The sequence below is a fragment of the Photobacterium gaetbulicola genome, assembly GCF_003025515.1.
In the GTDB taxonomy this organism is placed as follows: domain Bacteria; phylum Pseudomonadota; class Gammaproteobacteria; order Enterobacterales; family Vibrionaceae; genus Photobacterium; species Photobacterium gaetbulicola.
Map to the genome: position 1 here is coordinate 25,235 of NZ_PYME01000036.1, position 16,098 is coordinate 41,332.

15 protein-coding genes, 1 tRNA gene and 1 other RNA gene are annotated in these 16,098 nt (G+C 43.2%); 9 read left to right on the forward strand and 8 right to left on the reverse strand.

What is annotated here, in order from left to right; all coding sequences use genetic code 11:
- Positions 1–72 precede the first annotated feature (72 nt).
- The 4 genes from C9J03_RS23165 to C9J03_RS23180 all read left to right on the forward strand — a co-directional run bounded on the left by C9J03_RS23165 (position 73) and on the right by C9J03_RS23180 (position 2,038).
- Positions 73–163: transfer RNA gene (locus C9J03_RS23165), tRNA-Ser, on the forward strand.
- Positions 164–210: 47 nt separating this feature from the next.
- Positions 211–340, forward strand: a non-coding RNA gene (locus C9J03_RS23170) — RtT sRNA.
- A 555-nt stretch (positions 341–895) separates the two neighbouring features.
- A complete protein-coding gene (gene rhtB, locus C9J03_RS23175; protein ID WP_044621829.1) occupies positions 896–1,513 on the forward strand; it encodes a homoserine/homoserine lactone efflux protein in 618 nt (205 codons plus the stop codon).
- A gap of 198 nt (positions 1,514–1,711) precedes the next feature.
- Complete coding sequence (locus C9J03_RS23180) at positions 1,712–2,038, forward strand: hypothetical protein (protein ID WP_044620666.1); 327 nt, start codon at positions 1,712–1,714, stop codon at positions 2,036–2,038.
- A gap of 82 nt (positions 2,039–2,120) precedes the next feature.
- On the opposite strand, the gene C9J03_RS23185 is transcribed toward C9J03_RS23180, so the two are convergent.
- The 3 genes from C9J03_RS23185 to C9J03_RS23195 form a co-directional block, all read right to left on the reverse strand.
- Positions 2,121–3,107 (reverse strand): sensor domain-containing diguanylate cyclase, encoded by a 987-nt coding sequence (locus C9J03_RS23185; protein WP_044620667.1) that lies wholly within the window; start codon positions 3,105–3,107, stop codon positions 2,121–2,123.
- 219 nt (positions 3,108–3,326) lie between these two features.
- On the reverse strand, positions 3,327–4,175 hold the full coding sequence (locus tag C9J03_RS23190) for a hypothetical protein (protein ID WP_044620668.1): 849 nt from the start codon (positions 4,173–4,175) through the stop codon (positions 3,327–3,329).
- A gap of 176 nt (positions 4,176–4,351) precedes the next feature.
- On the reverse strand, positions 4,352–4,960 hold the full coding sequence (locus C9J03_RS23195) for a LysE family translocator (protein ID WP_044620669.1): 609 nt from the start codon (positions 4,958–4,960) through the stop codon (positions 4,352–4,354).
- A gap of 92 nt (positions 4,961–5,052) precedes the next feature.
- Here C9J03_RS23195 and C9J03_RS23200 point away from each other — a divergent pair, with 92 nt between their 5' ends.
- From C9J03_RS23200 to C9J03_RS23210, 3 genes are all read left to right on the forward strand, one after another.
- The gene (locus C9J03_RS23200; RefSeq protein ID WP_231580614.1) at positions 5,053–6,114 is read left to right on the forward strand and encodes a GlxA family transcriptional regulator; all 1,062 of its coding nucleotides are present in this window, start codon (positions 5,053–5,055) and stop codon (positions 6,112–6,114) included.
- Positions 6,115–6,651: 537 nt separating this feature from the next.
- Positions 6,652–7,389, forward strand: coding sequence for a glycerophosphoryl diester phosphodiesterase (locus C9J03_RS23205; protein ID WP_044620671.1), 738 nt, complete (start codon positions 6,652–6,654; stop codon positions 7,387–7,389).
- 39 nt (positions 7,390–7,428) lie between these two features.
- Entirely contained in the window at positions 7,429–8,724 is a 1,296-nt protein-coding gene (locus C9J03_RS23210) for an MFS transporter (RefSeq protein ID WP_044620672.1), read from the forward strand.
- Positions 8,725–8,876: 152 nt separating this feature from the next.
- On the opposite strand, the gene C9J03_RS26535 is transcribed toward C9J03_RS23210, so the two are convergent.
- The 5 genes from C9J03_RS26535 to C9J03_RS23230 all read right to left on the reverse strand — a co-directional run bounded on the left by C9J03_RS26535 (position 8,877) and on the right by C9J03_RS23230 (position 13,907).
- Positions 8,877–9,065 carry a hypothetical protein gene (locus C9J03_RS26535; RefSeq protein WP_146149106.1) on the reverse strand — a complete coding sequence of 63 codons (189 nt, stop codon included), beginning with the start codon at positions 9,063–9,065 and terminating at the stop codon, positions 8,877–8,879.
- A gap of 542 nt (positions 9,066–9,607) precedes the next feature.
- A complete protein-coding gene (locus C9J03_RS23215) occupies positions 9,608–11,164 on the reverse strand; it encodes a cryptochrome/photolyase family protein (RefSeq protein ID WP_044621830.1) in 1,557 nt (518 codons plus the stop codon).
- Positions 11,165–11,194: 30 nt separating this feature from the next.
- Positions 11,195–12,508, reverse strand: coding sequence for a DASH family cryptochrome (locus C9J03_RS23220; protein WP_044620673.1), 1,314 nt, complete (start codon positions 12,506–12,508; stop codon positions 11,195–11,197).
- A 111-nt stretch (positions 12,509–12,619) separates the two neighbouring features.
- Entirely contained in the window at positions 12,620–13,165 is a 546-nt protein-coding gene (locus C9J03_RS23225; RefSeq protein WP_044620674.1) for a sugar O-acetyltransferase, read from the reverse strand.
- Between the two features lie 19 nt (positions 13,166–13,184).
- The gene (locus tag C9J03_RS23230) at positions 13,185–13,907 is read right to left on the reverse strand and encodes a GntR family transcriptional regulator (protein WP_197078564.1); all 723 of its coding nucleotides are present in this window, start codon (positions 13,905–13,907) and stop codon (positions 13,185–13,187) included.
- A gap of 508 nt (positions 13,908–14,415) precedes the next feature.
- Here C9J03_RS23230 and C9J03_RS27220 point away from each other — a divergent pair.
- Positions 14,416–14,583 (forward strand): hypothetical protein, encoded by a 168-nt coding sequence (locus tag C9J03_RS27220; RefSeq protein ID WP_338064708.1) that lies wholly within the window; start codon positions 14,416–14,418, stop codon positions 14,581–14,583.
- A 352-nt stretch (positions 14,584–14,935) separates the two neighbouring features.
- Positions 14,936–16,090, forward strand: coding sequence for a pyridoxal-phosphate-dependent aminotransferase family protein (locus C9J03_RS23240; RefSeq protein WP_044620676.1), 1,155 nt, complete (start codon positions 14,936–14,938; stop codon positions 16,088–16,090).
- Positions 16,091–16,098: the final 8 nt, after the last annotated feature.

Consider the following 16,098-nt stretch of genomic DNA (forward strand, 5'->3'; position numbering starts at 1 on the left):
ACAGACATTGAGCTGTCGAACTCGTGAGGCTTTACAACAAGAAAGTCCTACTTTACTATACGCCGCACTTACGGAGAGATGGCTGAGTGGTTGAAAGCACCGGTCTTGAAAACCGGCATACGTTAATAGCGTATCTAGGGTTCAAATCCCTATCTCTCCGCCACATTCAAAAAAAGCCAGCTTAACTGCTGGCTTTTTTACATCTGTCACTTGGCAATGAAAGTGATAGGGTGAAGAACGCTAGACAGGGTTCAGCCGAGCTAAGCGAGACAACGTTGCTAGCCGAAGGCGTTTTAAAGCAACGGCCCGAAGGGCGAAGTAAATCCCTATCTCTCCGCTACATTCAAAGGCCTTGACTAGGCGTCCCCGACGCAGACAAGGCCTTTTTCGTATCTACGCTGTCAATAATCTTCTTGCTCACAAAAGAAGCACCGATGTACTTATTGAGATTCCCAAATAGCGTGTACTTCACTCGTATCGCCATTCCATTTTCAAAGTGTTAAATTGGCTATCCCAACGAATTCACATTCTTACTACTGACCCGTGAGCGTAAGACCGATTATCTGCGAATATTGTTCAAGTGCAATTGCTTCACGAGTTGTTTGATAAAGCCATTGCCACATCATTGAGCCTCATGATGTTTAAAGCAAGGCATATCCAATACCATTAATGGGTGTCATAGGTATACAAGTATCAACCACAAACCTAAACTAATGCACCTTTGCTTAGTACTGCCCTGAACAAATGCAAGGTTAAGGTTTGTATCGACCCATAAACATTAGATGAGTAAACAGCTTTTTCGAGTATAAAAAATAACTGTATTCAAACTAGGTTACATAGGATAATGCGTTCTTTAATTCCCATGCTTTTGTTATGGTTATGTTTGGGTTTGTTTGTGAATATTGAAATTTGGATTACGTATCTTAGTGCAACTTTTATATACAGCGTGATTCCTGGCTCTGGTACAATTAATACCATTAATAATGGGATGGTATATGGTTTTAGTAAATCGCTGATATCTATCATAGGTTTGCAACTTGGTCTTGCATTCTACATCATCCTTATTGGTATGGGGTTAGGTGTTCTTGTTTCGCAGTCGTTGATGGCATTTATAGTAATCAAGTGGGTGGGAGTAGCTTACTTAATCTGGCTTGGAATACAAAAATTTCAAGAAACCACTACGATCAATTCTACAGATATATTAGTTGAAACTTCCGAATGGAAACTGTTTAGAAAAGCTGTTTTTGTCAACCTGACGAATCCTAAAACAGTAATCTTCTTTGCTGCTCTATTGCCACAGTTTCTTGATGCAACTTCTTCACATTATCTACAAATCATTCAGATGGGGGCAACCACAATCATAGTAGATACTTGTGTAATGTTAATTTATGTCATATTGGCTGCAAAGCTTGCTTATTACATCAGGTCTCCAATGGTCTTAAAAAGACTTAATCGTATTTTTGGAACAATGTTCATAGGTTGCGGAGCGCTGTTAGCTAGCGCCAAAGCATAACTTGCTGTTAAAGCCTCTTTTCACTGAAGGGGCTTTTTCGTATGTGCTGAATTACTGCTTTCTCCTCGCCTGTCGCCATATGGTAATTAAAGCCGCATGGGGTTTGTTACTTTGTTGTTGGCTCGTTGCATATTTAACACCTTGTACTGGTGTTTTGCATAAGGGCTTTAATATGAATGAAGTGCTATTGGAGGACAAATGAACAAAGTAAAGATGGCTATCGTTGCTGGCTGTTTGATGTTGGCTACCGGCCATGCCTATGCCGTTTCTGATGCTGCCAAAGTTGGTGCAAATGCCGGTGCGATGATTTATTGTTATGAGCATGTCGCGAGTCCAAGTCAGCACTCAAAATATAAGCTGCTTAAGCTTAATACTTACGATGAATATAAAAAATTACCAGATGGTGCGCGAGCAAAAGCGCTGGTAGTGAAAAAAGCAGCAGAGGATGGTGATTATTTAGGTGATCGTCTAGACAAAGGCCGATGCGATAGTCTGCGTAAAATGTTATACATAAAATATAACTAAATAGTCAAAGTAAGGGTAAGTTTAATCGGTTACCAAAAATATAAGGTGAGCATTAATTCCAAGAACTCGGTGTTATCGTCTGTTAGCCGCTTCTTTTGCTCATCTTGTTGGCATACATTAGTTTGTCCGCTTGGATACATAGATCTGAAAGCTCAATACCGTCATTGGTATCTACGCATAAGCAACCATAACTGACGCTAAAACCATTGGTGTACAGTTCAAATTCTTTTCGCTTGGAGAGGTTGGTGCGGTAGTTATCTTCAATTAACCGACATATTTGTCGCAGTCTAGGCTCATTGATGTTGTTTAGTACTGCAACAAATTCATCGCCTCCTACGCGTGCTAAGATATCAGTTGAACGAGTTGATTTTTTTATTTCAACAGCTAGGGCTTGAATAGCAATATCACCACAGTCATGGCCTAATTGATTGTTTATCTCCTTGAGATTATCAGAGTCAAAATAAGCAATGGCAATAGAGTTAATGGTGTTGTTATTATTCTGTAGCGTTTTCTGAACCATGGCCGAAAGACCACGTCGGTTATACAAACCGGTTAGCTCATCGGTCAGGGCAAGTTTTTTGACATTCTCGTAAGCATCGATAAGTTTCAGGTCGGCGGTAATTAATTCTCTAAGTTGATAAAGGAGTTGATACAAGGTGTCATTGTATTCAGTCGGCTTGGTGTCTATCGCACAGATAGTGCCGAACACGGAGTTATCAGGCCAGTATATAGGTACACCAAAATAAGATCGAATCGGGCCATCTTTTACAAATGGAATTTGGCTCCAATGTGGATCGTTGGCAGGATCGGCGACATACAGCGCGCTTCCTTTTTCGATAACATGGCGACAAAAGCTGTTCATTTCATAGGGCCAAGCATCACCGGTTTTGAGAAAGTTATCCCTATTCTGGCTAGAGCGAACAGTATAGAACTCATTATCACGTAACTGTACGATGGCCCCGCAAGCACAGTTGAACAATTGGGCAATCAAATCGACCGTTTTTTGCCACTTTTCCAAATCCAATTCAGGGTGACTATTTGAAGCTAAGCATTTTGTGCGAACAAACATTTCTAATCTCCACCTTTGCATTAGGAGTATATGTAAGCTGGTAGGCATCAATGGTGGATTAGTTGTATTTTGTGATGTTGCTGTGATTTTTTTTGATAATTGCTCAGGGGCGTAAGTGTAATTTGCAACCTCAAACCATTAATGCCTTGATAGCTAGACAGGTTGTCGAGGCGGGAAAAAATGCTAGGGAGAGCATTCCTCCCCTACTTAATGTTTGTGTTATGAGCAAACAAACCATGAGTTGGCCGGGGCTGTGATATATGAAGTACGGTGCCAGTTAACCTTTTCTCGCATCGGTGCTGTTCTGATATCGCCCTTGAACTTTTCTTTTACCGAAACTTTGACCAGACCATCGTTGACACTGAATACCTGTCCTCGATAGGTGTGACCGAGGTTGGTTTGATGCGGATGATCATAGAGGCATACCGTGGCGCCGACATGAGAGTAAATATACTGGCTTTCATCGCCCCAAGGTGCAGTAGGCGGCGATGCCGGTTGGTTGATTGCCTGCGTGATCGCAGTTCCGGGGGCTAGTTCGCGCAGCGGGGAATAGGGCTCATAACCCAGAACTTGAGCGCTTTCATACCACTGGCTTTGACTCGCTTGGGTATTTTCGTTTAACCGTAACGTGACAAAAGGCCCGTCCAAACATAAATCAGCCCATAATGCGGTGCTGGTGATTTTCGCAGAGAACAGTGGCTGTTCATTGGGAGTATTGGCAGCGAGTACGCACCAAGCGCCACTGGCTTGACTGATCAGCTGTCCTCCGTTGGTATCACAGACCCTTTTGGCCAGAGCTTGATATTCCGCAATATCATTTGCAGCCTGTCGGGGGTTATCTGAGCAATAGCGATAGGTATAAGCAAATGTATTTTTGGGGTAGAACACCCCTTTATCGACAACGGCTCCGTTACGGCGGGTATCCGTTAGTGCGATGAAACTCTGGGTCGAATCATAAAAACTGTATTCTCCACTGCGCCTTACCCCGTCAGGCCCGGAGCTGCAGCCACTGAGCAACAGCGAGATGAATACGGAGAATGGAACGATCTTTTGAGTCAATGAAAACATTGCGCACCTACCTCCAACGCCTACGACATGACAGATTCCGTAACCTAATCAAAAACGTTACCTGTGTCACAAAACAAGCTTGGGTATAAGTATATCGGATTTGTATCGAACTGCTTGCGATGTCTGGATGCTGGGCACCTATCGCTATTGTATGTAGTGCCCAGGAATATGAGAGCTTATTGGCTAAGTGGCAGACTGGCTCCAAGCAGGGCAAATACCGAGCCGCATCCTCGGTTGAAGCGCTGGCCACTTTTTTTCAGCCAAGGGCGCAGCTGATGGGCAATGCAGGCAACAAAAAACTCAACACAGAACTCCACCACTGCGAATGTCGCCGCCAGAATGAAAAACTGGGTGAGCAGTGGTTCATTGGGCGTCATAAATTGCGGCAAGAACGCGCCAAAAAATAAAATAACCTTTGGGTTTGAAACTGCCGCCAGAAGCCCCTGGCGAAAGCGGGCCAATTGCCCATTGTCAACAACGGTCTTGTTTTCCAATGTGATGGCTGGAGCTCGCCATAATTGGATCCCGAGGTAGACGAGGTAGGCGCCACCGAGCCATTTCAGCACAGAAAGCACATGTGCCGAGGCCATCATGAGCGAGCCGATCCCAAACATCGAAATGGCAATTACGCCAATAAAGCCAGTTACTCCTCCCAGAATGGTTGGGAGTGTTTTTCGGCGGCCATAAAGGGCGCCGTGACTTAAGGCCAGTAAGCCATTTGGGCCTGGAGCAAAAGCTAATCCAATGACGGCTACCAAATAGAGCAACCAAGTTTGCAGTTCCATAATATACCTTATAGAGGAGAAGGGGCTGGCTGGCAGTATACGAGTGAGCGGTACAAAAGTTATGGTTATATCTGGACTAACTGAGGTAATATTTGGACATTATCAGCGTTTCACGGATCCCCATGTCTACTCATCTGCCTTCATCTTCAGCCCCGGAACCGCCAATGAATGAGCCGGATGTACGTTTCTTGCTGGTCCCGTTGCCCACTTTTAATATGCTGCCGTTTGGCAGCTTTCTCGATAAATTACGTTTTTCTGCCGATGATGAGGATTACAGCCGGCAGAAATACTGTGCTTGGGATGTGGCAGGATTGTCTGAAGGCGAAGTGGTATCAAGCAGTGGTGTGCAGCTCTCGATTCCGCTGTCATTCAAACATGTTGATTTGGCTCAATATGATTATGTCGTAGTGTTTGGTGGCCGCAGCGCCGGCGAGATGAAAGCTATGGCTGCTCTGTACCAGTCCTTTTTCAAGCAAGCCGTTGCCAGAGGCACTACTTTGGTGGCGGTGGACAATGCCAGCTTTTTACTAGCTGAATTGGGATTGTTTGCCGGTTGTGAAGTAGCTGTACACTGGCGTCACCAGCAGGAGTTTGAGACCGCTTTTCCGACGTTGAAGGTGAGCTCTGACCAACTTTATTGTTTAGATGGTAAGCGGATCAGCTGTGTTGGAGGTTCTGCCGTTATCGAATTGGCCATCGAGCTGTTAGCTCAAAAGTGTGGCCGTGAGAGGGCGTTGAAAGGGTTGGCGGATATGCTGGTGGATGAAACCCGAAATAGACAACATTATTTGAAATCACTGGGACACGAGAGCAACCAAGCGCATCGACATAATCGCCATATTTCACGAGCGATCTCACTCATGCGCCAGAATTTATCGGTATCACTGAGTATTGAGGCATTGGCCGTGCAGTTGGGGTTAAGTCGTAGGCAACTCGACCGGGTTTTTAAAACAGAATTGGCAATTAGTCCTCGCGAATACTGGGCTGAAATGCGGATGGATCATGCGCATTGGCGCTTGCAAAATTCCTTCTTCAGTCTTTCTGATATCGCCAATGAAGTCAGCTTCTCTGATGTAAGTTATTTTTGCAAAGTGTTCAAGAAACACTTTGGATATAGCCCAACCCAATTGAAGAAAGATGGCAAGGTACATTAGTATCCGGGTTGTTATATCTACAGAAAAACAGCGTACTAGTGAGTGCGTATTAATTGCGTTGTTGTTATTGCTGTTTTTTGTACTTTGTCATCGGTTTTTTAAGACGGATTTGTATTCTTGAGTAACAGGCATTCCACAACATATCAGAATCTATTCTATTGAATAAACCTTGGAGGTAATTGCTATGTTTCATAGCAATGCGTTATTTTGTATTGCTATCTATAATTAATATTTATTAATGAGGTGGCTCATATTCTTGTATGGCTTCATGCACAGGAAGTGGGTTTGCGATAATTCGTGTTCCATTTGGAAAGTGATGAAGTATTATCTTGCTTTGTTTCTTTTTGGGGAGGCTAAATGTTGAATTTGGCGTCTATTGAGTGTATTCCAGAATTTTCTTTTGATTTTATTTACTTTCTGCTGAGCAGGTCACATTAGCGCTTGCTCTTATTGCATATACATCACATTTTCCATTCCCTGCCTTCTGTATATTTTCGACCACGACAATGCTCGTTCGAAAATAATATAGGTAACGAAATGAAAAAAGTATTTGCTCACCGTGGTATGTCTGCACTTGCTCCTGAAAATACGCTGGCAGCATTTTCCATGTGCAAGCAATATGGAATTCAATGGATTGAATGTGATGTCGACATCCTGGCCGATGGAACGGTCGTTTTATCTCACGACGATACGCTGGATCGTTGTACTGACCGCTGTGGAAGTTTATATGACCTTACCTTAAGCGATTTATCTGATATTGATGCAGGTAGCTGGTTCCATGATGATTTTATCGGCGAAAGAATCCCCACCTTTGAACAACTCGTTACACTAGCTAATGAACATGAGCTTAACCTAAATGTTGAGATCAAGTCTTGTACTGCCGGCTGGGAGATGACCGATAAGCTACTTACGAATGTCATCCGTGATTTAGAAAAGTTAAACCCAGAACGTGAGCTGATTGTGTCGAGCTTTAATCATTTAGCGCTTGTCGAGTTCAAGCGCCGTCGACCTGAAACTGCAGTGGCTTGCTTATTTGAAGATGCAAATCTATGGGATGACTGGTGTTCGATCCTAGAGGCTTGCCAGGCAGAGTATATCCACCCTGAAGATGTCAATCTAACCAAAGAAAAAGTACAAAAGTTCAAGGCCGCTGGTTACAAAATTAATGTGTATACAGTGAATGATCTTACTCGTGCCAACCAGCTATTTAATTGGGGAGTTGATGGTGTTTTCACCGATATCGCCAACCAATTTCCGTCAAAGTATAAAAAGTAACAACTACGTCCAATAACAACAAATAGAAGAAACTAAGTTATGAAACGAATGATTGAAAAAATAGGTTTTGACTCTAACAAGCGGTTTTACGGCTTCTTGTCGGTAGTCATGTCAGGCCAGATCATCTACTCAGCTTTTGAAGCGTTTAAAGGCACGTTCTACAACTTATTATTGGATGTGCTTCAAATCGACAATACCCAAATGGGTATCTTGTTTACCTTGATCGGCTCAGCAATGTTCTTCTACATTCCTGCGGGCTGGGTTAATAACCGATTTTCTGTTCGTTCTATTTTGATGAGCAGCCTAGCCGTTCGCTTTGTCAGTATGATGTTTATCATCCTATTCCAGCCGGAATTCACCGTACTGGCTATCATTGCCGGTATCTGGGGTATTACTGATGCTATCTTCTGGCCTGCGGTAGTTAACGGTGTCAACCTAATGTCGGGAGACAAGAATAAAGGGATGGCCTTTGGTTTACTTGAGTCTATCCGCCGTGCGATGGAAATGAGCATGAACGCCGCTATTGTTGGTATCATGGCATTGATCGGTGGTTCTATTCTGGTATTCAAAGGCGCGATTCTGTTCTATACCTTGCTAATTATCCCGATGATCTTCCTTGTCTGGAAATATGTACCTAATAACCAATTGGAGGTTAAAGAGGGCGAATCCAAGAATAAAGCGGCACTGCAGGGGCTTATTCACGTTCTGAAAATGCCAACAGTATGGTTGGCGGCATTAACGTCGATGACGGTATACTGGACATACATTACCCTAATTTACACCGTCCCTTACCTGCAAGCAGTATTTGGCTTGACTACGTCTCAGGCGGCAATGTTCGGGATCATCAATACCGGTGCTATGGGGGTTATCGCGGGACTTGTCGCTGGTACATTGTCTGATTTTCTATTCAAGTCATCGACTAAGATGATGATGTTTGCCCTTGGTTTAACTGCACTATGCTTATTGGCTACTATTCTGATGCCGAAAGGTGAAGGTATGCTGATGATGAATATCATCCTGCTGATGTGCTTCTCGTTCTCTATCTTCTTAGCAAAAGGTATCATCTTGGCGCCGGTTGCTGAAGCGGGTGTACCTGCTCAGTGTAGCGGTGCGGCAATGAGTGTTGGTTCGTTTGCAGCTTACGCGTCTGTTTTCTGGGCATATGCGCTGAACGGCTGGATCATTGATACCTTCGACAAGATCGAGGCCTATCAAATGATCTTCGGTATCGGCCTAACGGTGTCATCGGTAGGCATGCTATGTGCAGGTGTGTTGCTGATAGTGAAGCGTCGACAGCAAAACCAAGAAGTGAGTCCGGAACCCGTCGCATCATAACTTATGAGGCATCCAATCACTTTCGTGATTATATAAGCTAGGATGAGCGGTGCGAACCGCTCATCCTTTTTGATGTTAAACGCCAAGCATAAATTTGAGGCCAAACGTGTTTAGCGGTATCAGTGCATCGAAGTTGCTTGATGCAAGAGGAATTATAATATAATCAATTCAATCGGTTTCTTTATCTTAAGCTGGCTGCGGCTGCAGGCGAGAACAATACGGTAATTGGGGCAACCTAAAGATTTCGGTGAGCTAGGTATACCGGTACCCGCTTGGCTCAAGTCATTGAGTAAGCCTGTTTCTTTAAGATGAGGTGTTTTTGTTAAGTATTCAAAAAACATACTTGAAATGATCCTGTGTAGCTTCGATAAAAATAGAGTGAAAAACTACATTTAATAAATTTTTGATGATTTATTGTTGGGTGTAAACTTTTTTTTGGTCAATGTTTTTCTAGTATCACTCAATTCATAAAGCTACTAGTAGTTGTCATTTGCTTTGAAACTGTTGATGATAAAAGTAATTATTCGTTACTAACTATAGTTTAATTTTTCTTCTGCAGTTTTTACATTTGTAAACAGCATTATAGAAAAACTTTTGAATAAGACTTCTTTTTATTTGGATAGCCGCTGGATTGTCACAGCACTTCATACAAATATCCTTTTGAAGATTGATTTTTTCGGCATGGTATACATATTGTCAGACACTGAATGTGATCTTGCTCACAAAAGGAGAGGGTGGTTAGCCTTGATTTTATAAATAATGTCAATACTATGTGTTTCTGAAATAAATGGTTAATATGTTTTTCTTGGTATTTCAAATCATTAACTAAATTGGCGATAAATTGCTTTGGTATGGCGGGATGATTTTTTGATAGCATGTTCATCTAAAGAGTGTTTATATTTGCTAATAAGCTATTAGCCTTGCTTAAGGTAGATGTTCGTCCTTCTTCAGACATATTATCCCAACTTCGGTAAATCATCCTGGTTCTGGGATTTTTTGCTAGCCAGGTATCATTCTTATGAAGAAAATTCCAATATAAACTATTTAATGGGCATGAATTTGCTTCTGTTTTTGTTTTGACATCATAAAAGCAGTGTTTGCAATGGTCGCTCATTTTGTTGATATAGTTTCCACTGGCCGCATAAGGTTTAGTGGCAATGATGCCATTGTCGGCAAAGAGTGCCATACCGCGCGTATTGGGCATTTCAACCCACTCGATGGCATCGATGTATATCCCCAGGTACCACTGCTCTACTTCATCAGGGGCTATGCCAGCCAATAAACAAAAATTACCCGTTACCATTAAGCGCTGAATGTGGTGGGCATAGGCATAGTCCAAAGATTGTGTAATTGCTGCTTTCATACAAGCCATTTTGGTTTTCCCTGTCCAGAAAAAATCCGGTAGGCGGCGGGTGGCCTTTAAGGCATTTGTTTGGCTGTAGTTGGGCATATTGCCCCAATAGATGCCACGAACATACTCTCGCCAGCCCAAAATCTGCCTGACGAAGCCTTCTATCTGGGCAATGTTTATCGCGCTATTCAGCTCGTAGGCGTTAATTGCCTGTTCGATAACGTCTTTGGGAGAGATAAGCTTGCAGTTCAAAGCGAATGATAGTCGTGAGTGGTACAAGCTCCAACTGTGCGGGCTATTCTCCGTCATGGCATCTTGGAAGTAGCCAAATCGCGCTAAGCAGTGGCGGCAAAAGAAATCCAACAGTGCTTTGGCTTGGCTGGCGGTGACTGGCCAGAGTAATTGCGGTTGGGCATGGCCGATAGTGGCGATATGGTGCGATTCAATCCTGCTTAAGATGGCGCTAACGTCATTGGCAAAACAGAGCGGAGCAGGGATGTCTTTTAGCTCATTGGCTTTGAGTTTGTTACGGTTGCTTTGATCAAAATTCCACTTTCCCCCGAGCGGCTGGTTATCCTCCATCAGGAGGTTAAATCTTTTTCTCATACGACGGTAAAAATGCTCCATTAATATGTGCTTTCCTGCTGGGAAATCAGCTTCAATCTCACTGAAAGGCAAGAGGAAATGTTCGGTGTCCCATTCCCTGCAATAAAAGCCAGTTTGGCTAAGGGTGCCGGCAAGTGAATGTAATTGTTCATACAATCTGTACTCGTCGGGGCGCTGGAATTCGAAATGTGTACATTGATGCTGCTTCAGTAGACTGACAATGAGATTGGGTAGATCCGCAAACTGTGCGGATTGGTCGAGGCTAAGATAAGTGACTTGATGTCCCTTCAGCTTCAGATGGTTAGCAAAATGCTCCATGGCAGCAAAAAAAGCAGATACTTTCTGTATATGATGAGTGACATAGCCTGTTTCTTGATGAAGTTCGGCGATTAGATATAGGGTAGTTTCATCGGCGCGGCTATACCAAGAGTGCTCTGCGTTTAATTGGTCGCCGAGGATTAATCTGAGTGTTTTAAATCGCACTGCTGACATCTGGCACCTGTCTCTGCGTTGTTATCGAATAGGCCAATCAGCAGCATCGACAGAGTCGATATTACCGTCATAGTTGTTCCCTTCCCACCTACGGATAAATTCGCCATTTGGATCATAGAGTTCAGTTTGTTTGTTCAAATTGAAGTGGCGGCCTTGCTGCGGGTCAGATCCGACGCCAGTGATGTATTGCCAATTTCCCCAGTTTGATGCGGTATCGTAGTCAATAAGATGTTCTTCAAAAAACGCGGCACCGTACCGCCAATCTAGGCTGAGCTCATTAACCATGCAGCTAGCAGCAATTTGCCTGCCACGGTTAGACATATAACCGGTTCGCCTTAGCTGGTTCATTAAGGCATTGACCAGGGGATAAGGGGTGTTTCCTTCACTCCATCGGCGGAAGCGCTCTGGATAAAATGCGGTATGGGGTGGGGTCGATTTGATACCGCCAAAAGTAAAGAGTTTTGGTCCGTGGTGGTGGGCATACCACTGGAAGTATTCCCGCCACAACAGCTCAAACTTAATCCATTGGGTGGATTCATTGCACTCGATGTTATGTTCATAGTTCTGCAGGCGTTGGATCAGCTTGTTGGCAGAAAGACAGCCTAAGGCCAACCAAGGCGAAAATTTGGTGGAGTTTTCCCAGCCATCCAGTTCATTTCTGGTCAATTTGTAGCGGCTTGCAGCTCGGGAAGAAAAGTAGCTTTCAAGGTGTCGAAGGGCTGCGGTTTCGCCACCATCAAAATGGCCCAGAAGCTTTGGGTTGATCATGGCACTGGTAATGTCAAAGGCCTTTAATCTACCTGGTGGAGTCGGCATTTTAGCAATGCTGGTTAAGGGGGGACGAATCTCAAGGTGTTCAACCTGCTTACGAAACTGGCTGAAGGTATCGGGAAGTGTCTCTGTTATATCAAAAGGCAGATCAGTTTTATCAAACAGGGTATGTGTAGCAATGTTTCGGAAAGTGATGTAGGGATACCTTCCTTTTAGGGTGTACCAGTTACGTTGTTCATACACACCAGCATGCTCGCTGGTATAAATCATAGAGACATTGTACTGACCGATTAATTCCGGCAACACGTTGAGTGGGTGATCCAGCATCACGTGCAAACTCTGACCGCATTCGCTGAGTTGCTCGGCCAGGTTGTGGAGTGATTGTAAGAGAAACTGGTGACGGTAGGTTCCAGGCTTACCAATATGGTAAGGGTAACGGTTGAGGTGATCGACGGGCAAACAGTAGACGCAGATGAGGTGATCGGCCTCTTGAGTGGCTAGGGCGAGTGCAGGGTTGTCGTGTAGTCTAAGATCATTTTGGAAAAGAAATAAACCTGTTGCCATTGAAGATCCCTCTAAGCCAATCTTATAGCTTAACTATAGGCGTAATATCATAATTATTTGGGGTTTTATGAGCCTAAGTTATAAGGGATCGTATCAATAGTAACGGCTTACCTATTTAAGAAAGCGGATGATTTTAGCTGGAGAGCCACCCACCAAGGTGTCGGATGGGACATCTTCGGTGACCGTAGAGTTAGCGGCAACCACCGAGCGGGCACCGATTGTGACACCTTGGCACACCACAACATGGCCACCAATCCATACATCATCTTCTATCACAATGGGCTTGGCAAAGGTTTCCCAGCGACGGCGACTATGGTGATCGAGTGAGTGGCTTGGAGTATAAAGCTGGACGTTGGGACCAATCAGAACGTTATTGCCAATATGGATCTCGGCATTGTCCAGCATAGTGGCGCCCATATTGATGAAGGTGTGGGAGCCAATATGAATGGTTTTGCCAAATTCGCACAGAAAAGGGGGGAGGATATGGCTATCTTCGCCAAATGATCCCAGCAGTTGCTCGAGCAACTTGCGAGGGGCATCTCCGGGATGCTGGTTAATGGCCACTTTGAGTCTGTAGGCGTTGTCTCTGATGGCAAGGATCTCCGGGTCTTCCCCGTCGAAATCCATGCCATTTACCATTTTTTCTAATTCAGTCATTGTGGGTACTGCATAATAATTAGTAATGATGATTACGTTTGGCGACCAAGGTGAACTTGTAGTCAGATGATTTGAAGTAGTTACGACTATACTCAAACACCGTACCATCGACCAAGTAGCCTTTGGTGACTTTTTCAATGATTGGCTGGTCAGCCGGAATACCCAGTTGATTCACCACTTCTTGCGGCGGCAGCACCGGGATGATTTCCTGCTCACTTCGGTCGATAACCATTTTCTTGGTCCCTTTGATGAACACGTACTTCGAGCCCTGCATCACTTCATAGGTGAGATCCGGGAATAGCGAAAGCGGCATCCAAGTCTCTTCAAGGGTCACTGGGTTCTCATCGATAAAGCGGACGCGCTTAACGTAAAAGATCCTGTCTTCTTCATTGATCTCCAGTGCCTCGGCAATGGCCGGAGCTGGCGTGGTGATTTCAAATGCAAGAATTTCACTGTGGGTTTTGACATCAAGGTGACTCAGCTTTTCATAGAAGCTTGAGTATTCGTACATGTCGTAGTTGACCTTGTTCTCTTTCACATAGGTCCCACTTCCTTGGATGCTTTCCAGCACATTTTGCTCTACGAGTAGTTTTAAGGCTTGTCGAACCGTCACCCGGCTCACGGAGAAGGCTTCTCGTAGTTGTGCTTCAGTCGGCAAAGCCTCACCCGGTTTGTATTCACCGGATTGGATCTTCTCCTTTATTGCGTCAGCGATCTGACGATACATAGGAAGGCGTGCCACATCGTTCTCCTCTGGAAGGCAAGTTTTTAAGCTACCAAAGCTAACTGAGGTCAATTGGGTGTATTACATCTATAGTTTTATACCTGTATTTTATTTGTCTTTACAGCATCATTCAAAGTTGTCATATACAAGCTGGCGTTGAAAACAATACAATGATAATACCTATTTTCGGGTTTAGTGAATACAATCTCAGAGCGTGTCGCCACAATACATACCATATTTATATCAATATAACTAAGGGCGAATCACGCCCACCAGGATGACGGTACAGAGGACGATGATGAAACTGACTACCCTACCAATAAGTCGCTGATTTCAATCCAACCGACATTTGACAGGCGTGAGGCAGCGTTTAATGCTCTGGCAGACAAGCTGCCTCCTTGCCAGGCTAAGACGTTCCGACTACGTTTCTAATAAGCTATTTATCCGAATAACGATGATATGTATAAGCGAGGTAATGTAATTCAAAACTATGCGTGGGGCAGTAAAATCGCAATGATGGCCTTGTTTGGCATCTGTAACCCAAATTACCAGCCACAAGCCTGAGATGGTTTACGCCTTGACCAACTACAAGGCAATGAACGGCTTCCGTGTGATTAACGAGATGGTTGAGCTGTTCGAGCAAGCCTATCCTGTTCTCTTTCTCTTTCAAACCATATACTCTCACTTTAAATAGAGATTGTTTTTCCCATAATTTTCGACTTTATTCAGACGAAGCAGTCGAGGGATTGCTCATCGCAGTATCGAATAAAATCGTCATCGTCGTTTTTCATAGGCCGTTAAATATTATTTCTTTCGACTAAAAGGCCTTCAGGTAGCTAGTGTGTTGATAAAATAGATAATAGAATATTGAGGAATTGGTTAATAATTTCGCCCGACTTAATAACGAGTCTTTGTGAATAATTATGAGTTGTTGATCGCATAAATTTTCAGCTTTTGGTTATATCTCTTGAATACATATTTGGGATTAGATAGAAAGATTAAGCATTCAGTGACTACTTTCTTAGTAATTTAATCAAGGTTGATTTATGTCAGAAACAAAGATGTTTACTCCAGGTCCAGGGAATGTACCACTAGGAGTACATTTAGCATCAATTAAATCATCTACACATCATAGAACAAAAGAATTTAAAGAGCTCTTTGATAGGATACAGAGGAAACTACAATACGTATTTCAAACCAAAAACGATGTATTGTTGCTGTCATCTTCTGGATCTGGCGCAATGGAGTCTGTTGTATCAAGCCTTATTAATGAAGGTGATGATATTGTTGTTCTAAGTGCAGGAAAGTATGGTGATAGATGGATTCATCTTTGTGATGCATATAAGGCAAAAACAAGATCAATTGTTGCTGATGGGGAGGGGACTTTTGATTTGGAAAGTGTTGAAGAAGTTATTTCACACTTGAGGCCAAAGTATGTTTTTGTTACTCATTGCGAAACTTCAACCGGTATAACACATGATATTCGTTCTATAAGTAAAATATGCAAGAAATATGGTTCTTTGATTATTGTCGATGCGATGACAACTGTGGGCGTAGAGCCGGTTTTAACTGATGAATGGTCCCTAGATGTGGTGATTTCGAGTTCCCAGAAAGGGTTTATGAATCCACCTGGCCTATCATTTATTACCCTTAGCGACAAAGCATGGAAAAATGTAAAGCCTAAAGATCATTATTCATATTGGAATCTGAACATTATCCGTGAAAGTAGTAAAGACTTAACAACGCCAAATACTCCGCCATTTAGTCTTTTATTTGGGTTAGATTATGCCTTAGATAAGATGGAAACCGAAGGATTAAATGAGATCTGGAAAAGACATCTTATTTGTGCTGAGTGTTGTAGGGTGGGAATTGAAAAGTTAGGCTTTGACTTGTTCCATAAAAAAAATCTCAGTAGTGCTTTAACTGCTGTGAAACTTCCTGAAGGAGATCAAATGTCAGATTTGCTGGTTAATTTAAAAAGCAAATTTGATTTTATGGTTGCGTCTGGTCAGGGGGAATTGAAGAATAAAATAATACGAGTTGGACATATAGGCTCAACAAAACCTATAGATATTATAACTCTACTATCAGCCATGGAACTTGTTTTGGCTGAGTTAGGTCACCCAATTCGTTTAGGTGAGTCCGTTACTGCAGCATTAGAAGTAATAGCAAGATATGAGAGAAATAATCTCATTCAGTAAAGTTTGTT

Coding starts and splice junctions, on each gene's coding strand:
- C9J03_RS23180 (WP_044620666.1), top strand. CDS start 1,712: ATGAACAAAGTAAAGATGGCTATCGTTGCTGGCTGTTTGATGTTGGCT.
- C9J03_RS23185 (WP_044620667.1), bottom strand. CDS start 3,107: ATGTTTGTTCGCACAAAATGCTTAGCTTCAAATAGTCACCCTGAATTG.
- C9J03_RS23190 (WP_044620668.1), bottom strand. CDS start 4,175: ATGTTTTCATTGACTCAAAAGATCGTTCCATTCTCCGTATTCATCTCG.
- C9J03_RS23195 (WP_044620669.1), bottom strand. CDS start 4,960: ATGGAACTGCAAACTTGGTTGCTCTATTTGGTAGCCGTCATTGGATTA.
- C9J03_RS23205 (WP_044620671.1), top strand. CDS start 6,652: ATGAAAAAAGTATTTGCTCACCGTGGTATGTCTGCACTTGCTCCTGAA.
- C9J03_RS23210 (WP_044620672.1), top strand. CDS start 7,429: ATGAAACGAATGATTGAAAAAATAGGTTTTGACTCTAACAAGCGGTTT.
- C9J03_RS26535 (WP_146149106.1), bottom strand. CDS start 9,065: ATGTTTTTTGAATACTTAACAAAAACACCTCATCTTAAAGAAACAGGC.
- C9J03_RS23220 (WP_044620673.1), bottom strand. CDS start 12,508: ATGGCAACAGGTTTATTTCTTTTCCAAAATGATCTTAGACTACACGAC.
- C9J03_RS23225 (WP_044620674.1), bottom strand. CDS start 13,165: ATGACTGAATTAGAAAAAATGGTAAATGGCATGGATTTCGACGGGGAA.
- C9J03_RS23240 (WP_044620676.1), top strand. CDS start 14,936: ATGTCAGAAACAAAGATGTTTACTCCAGGTCCAGGGAATGTACCACTA.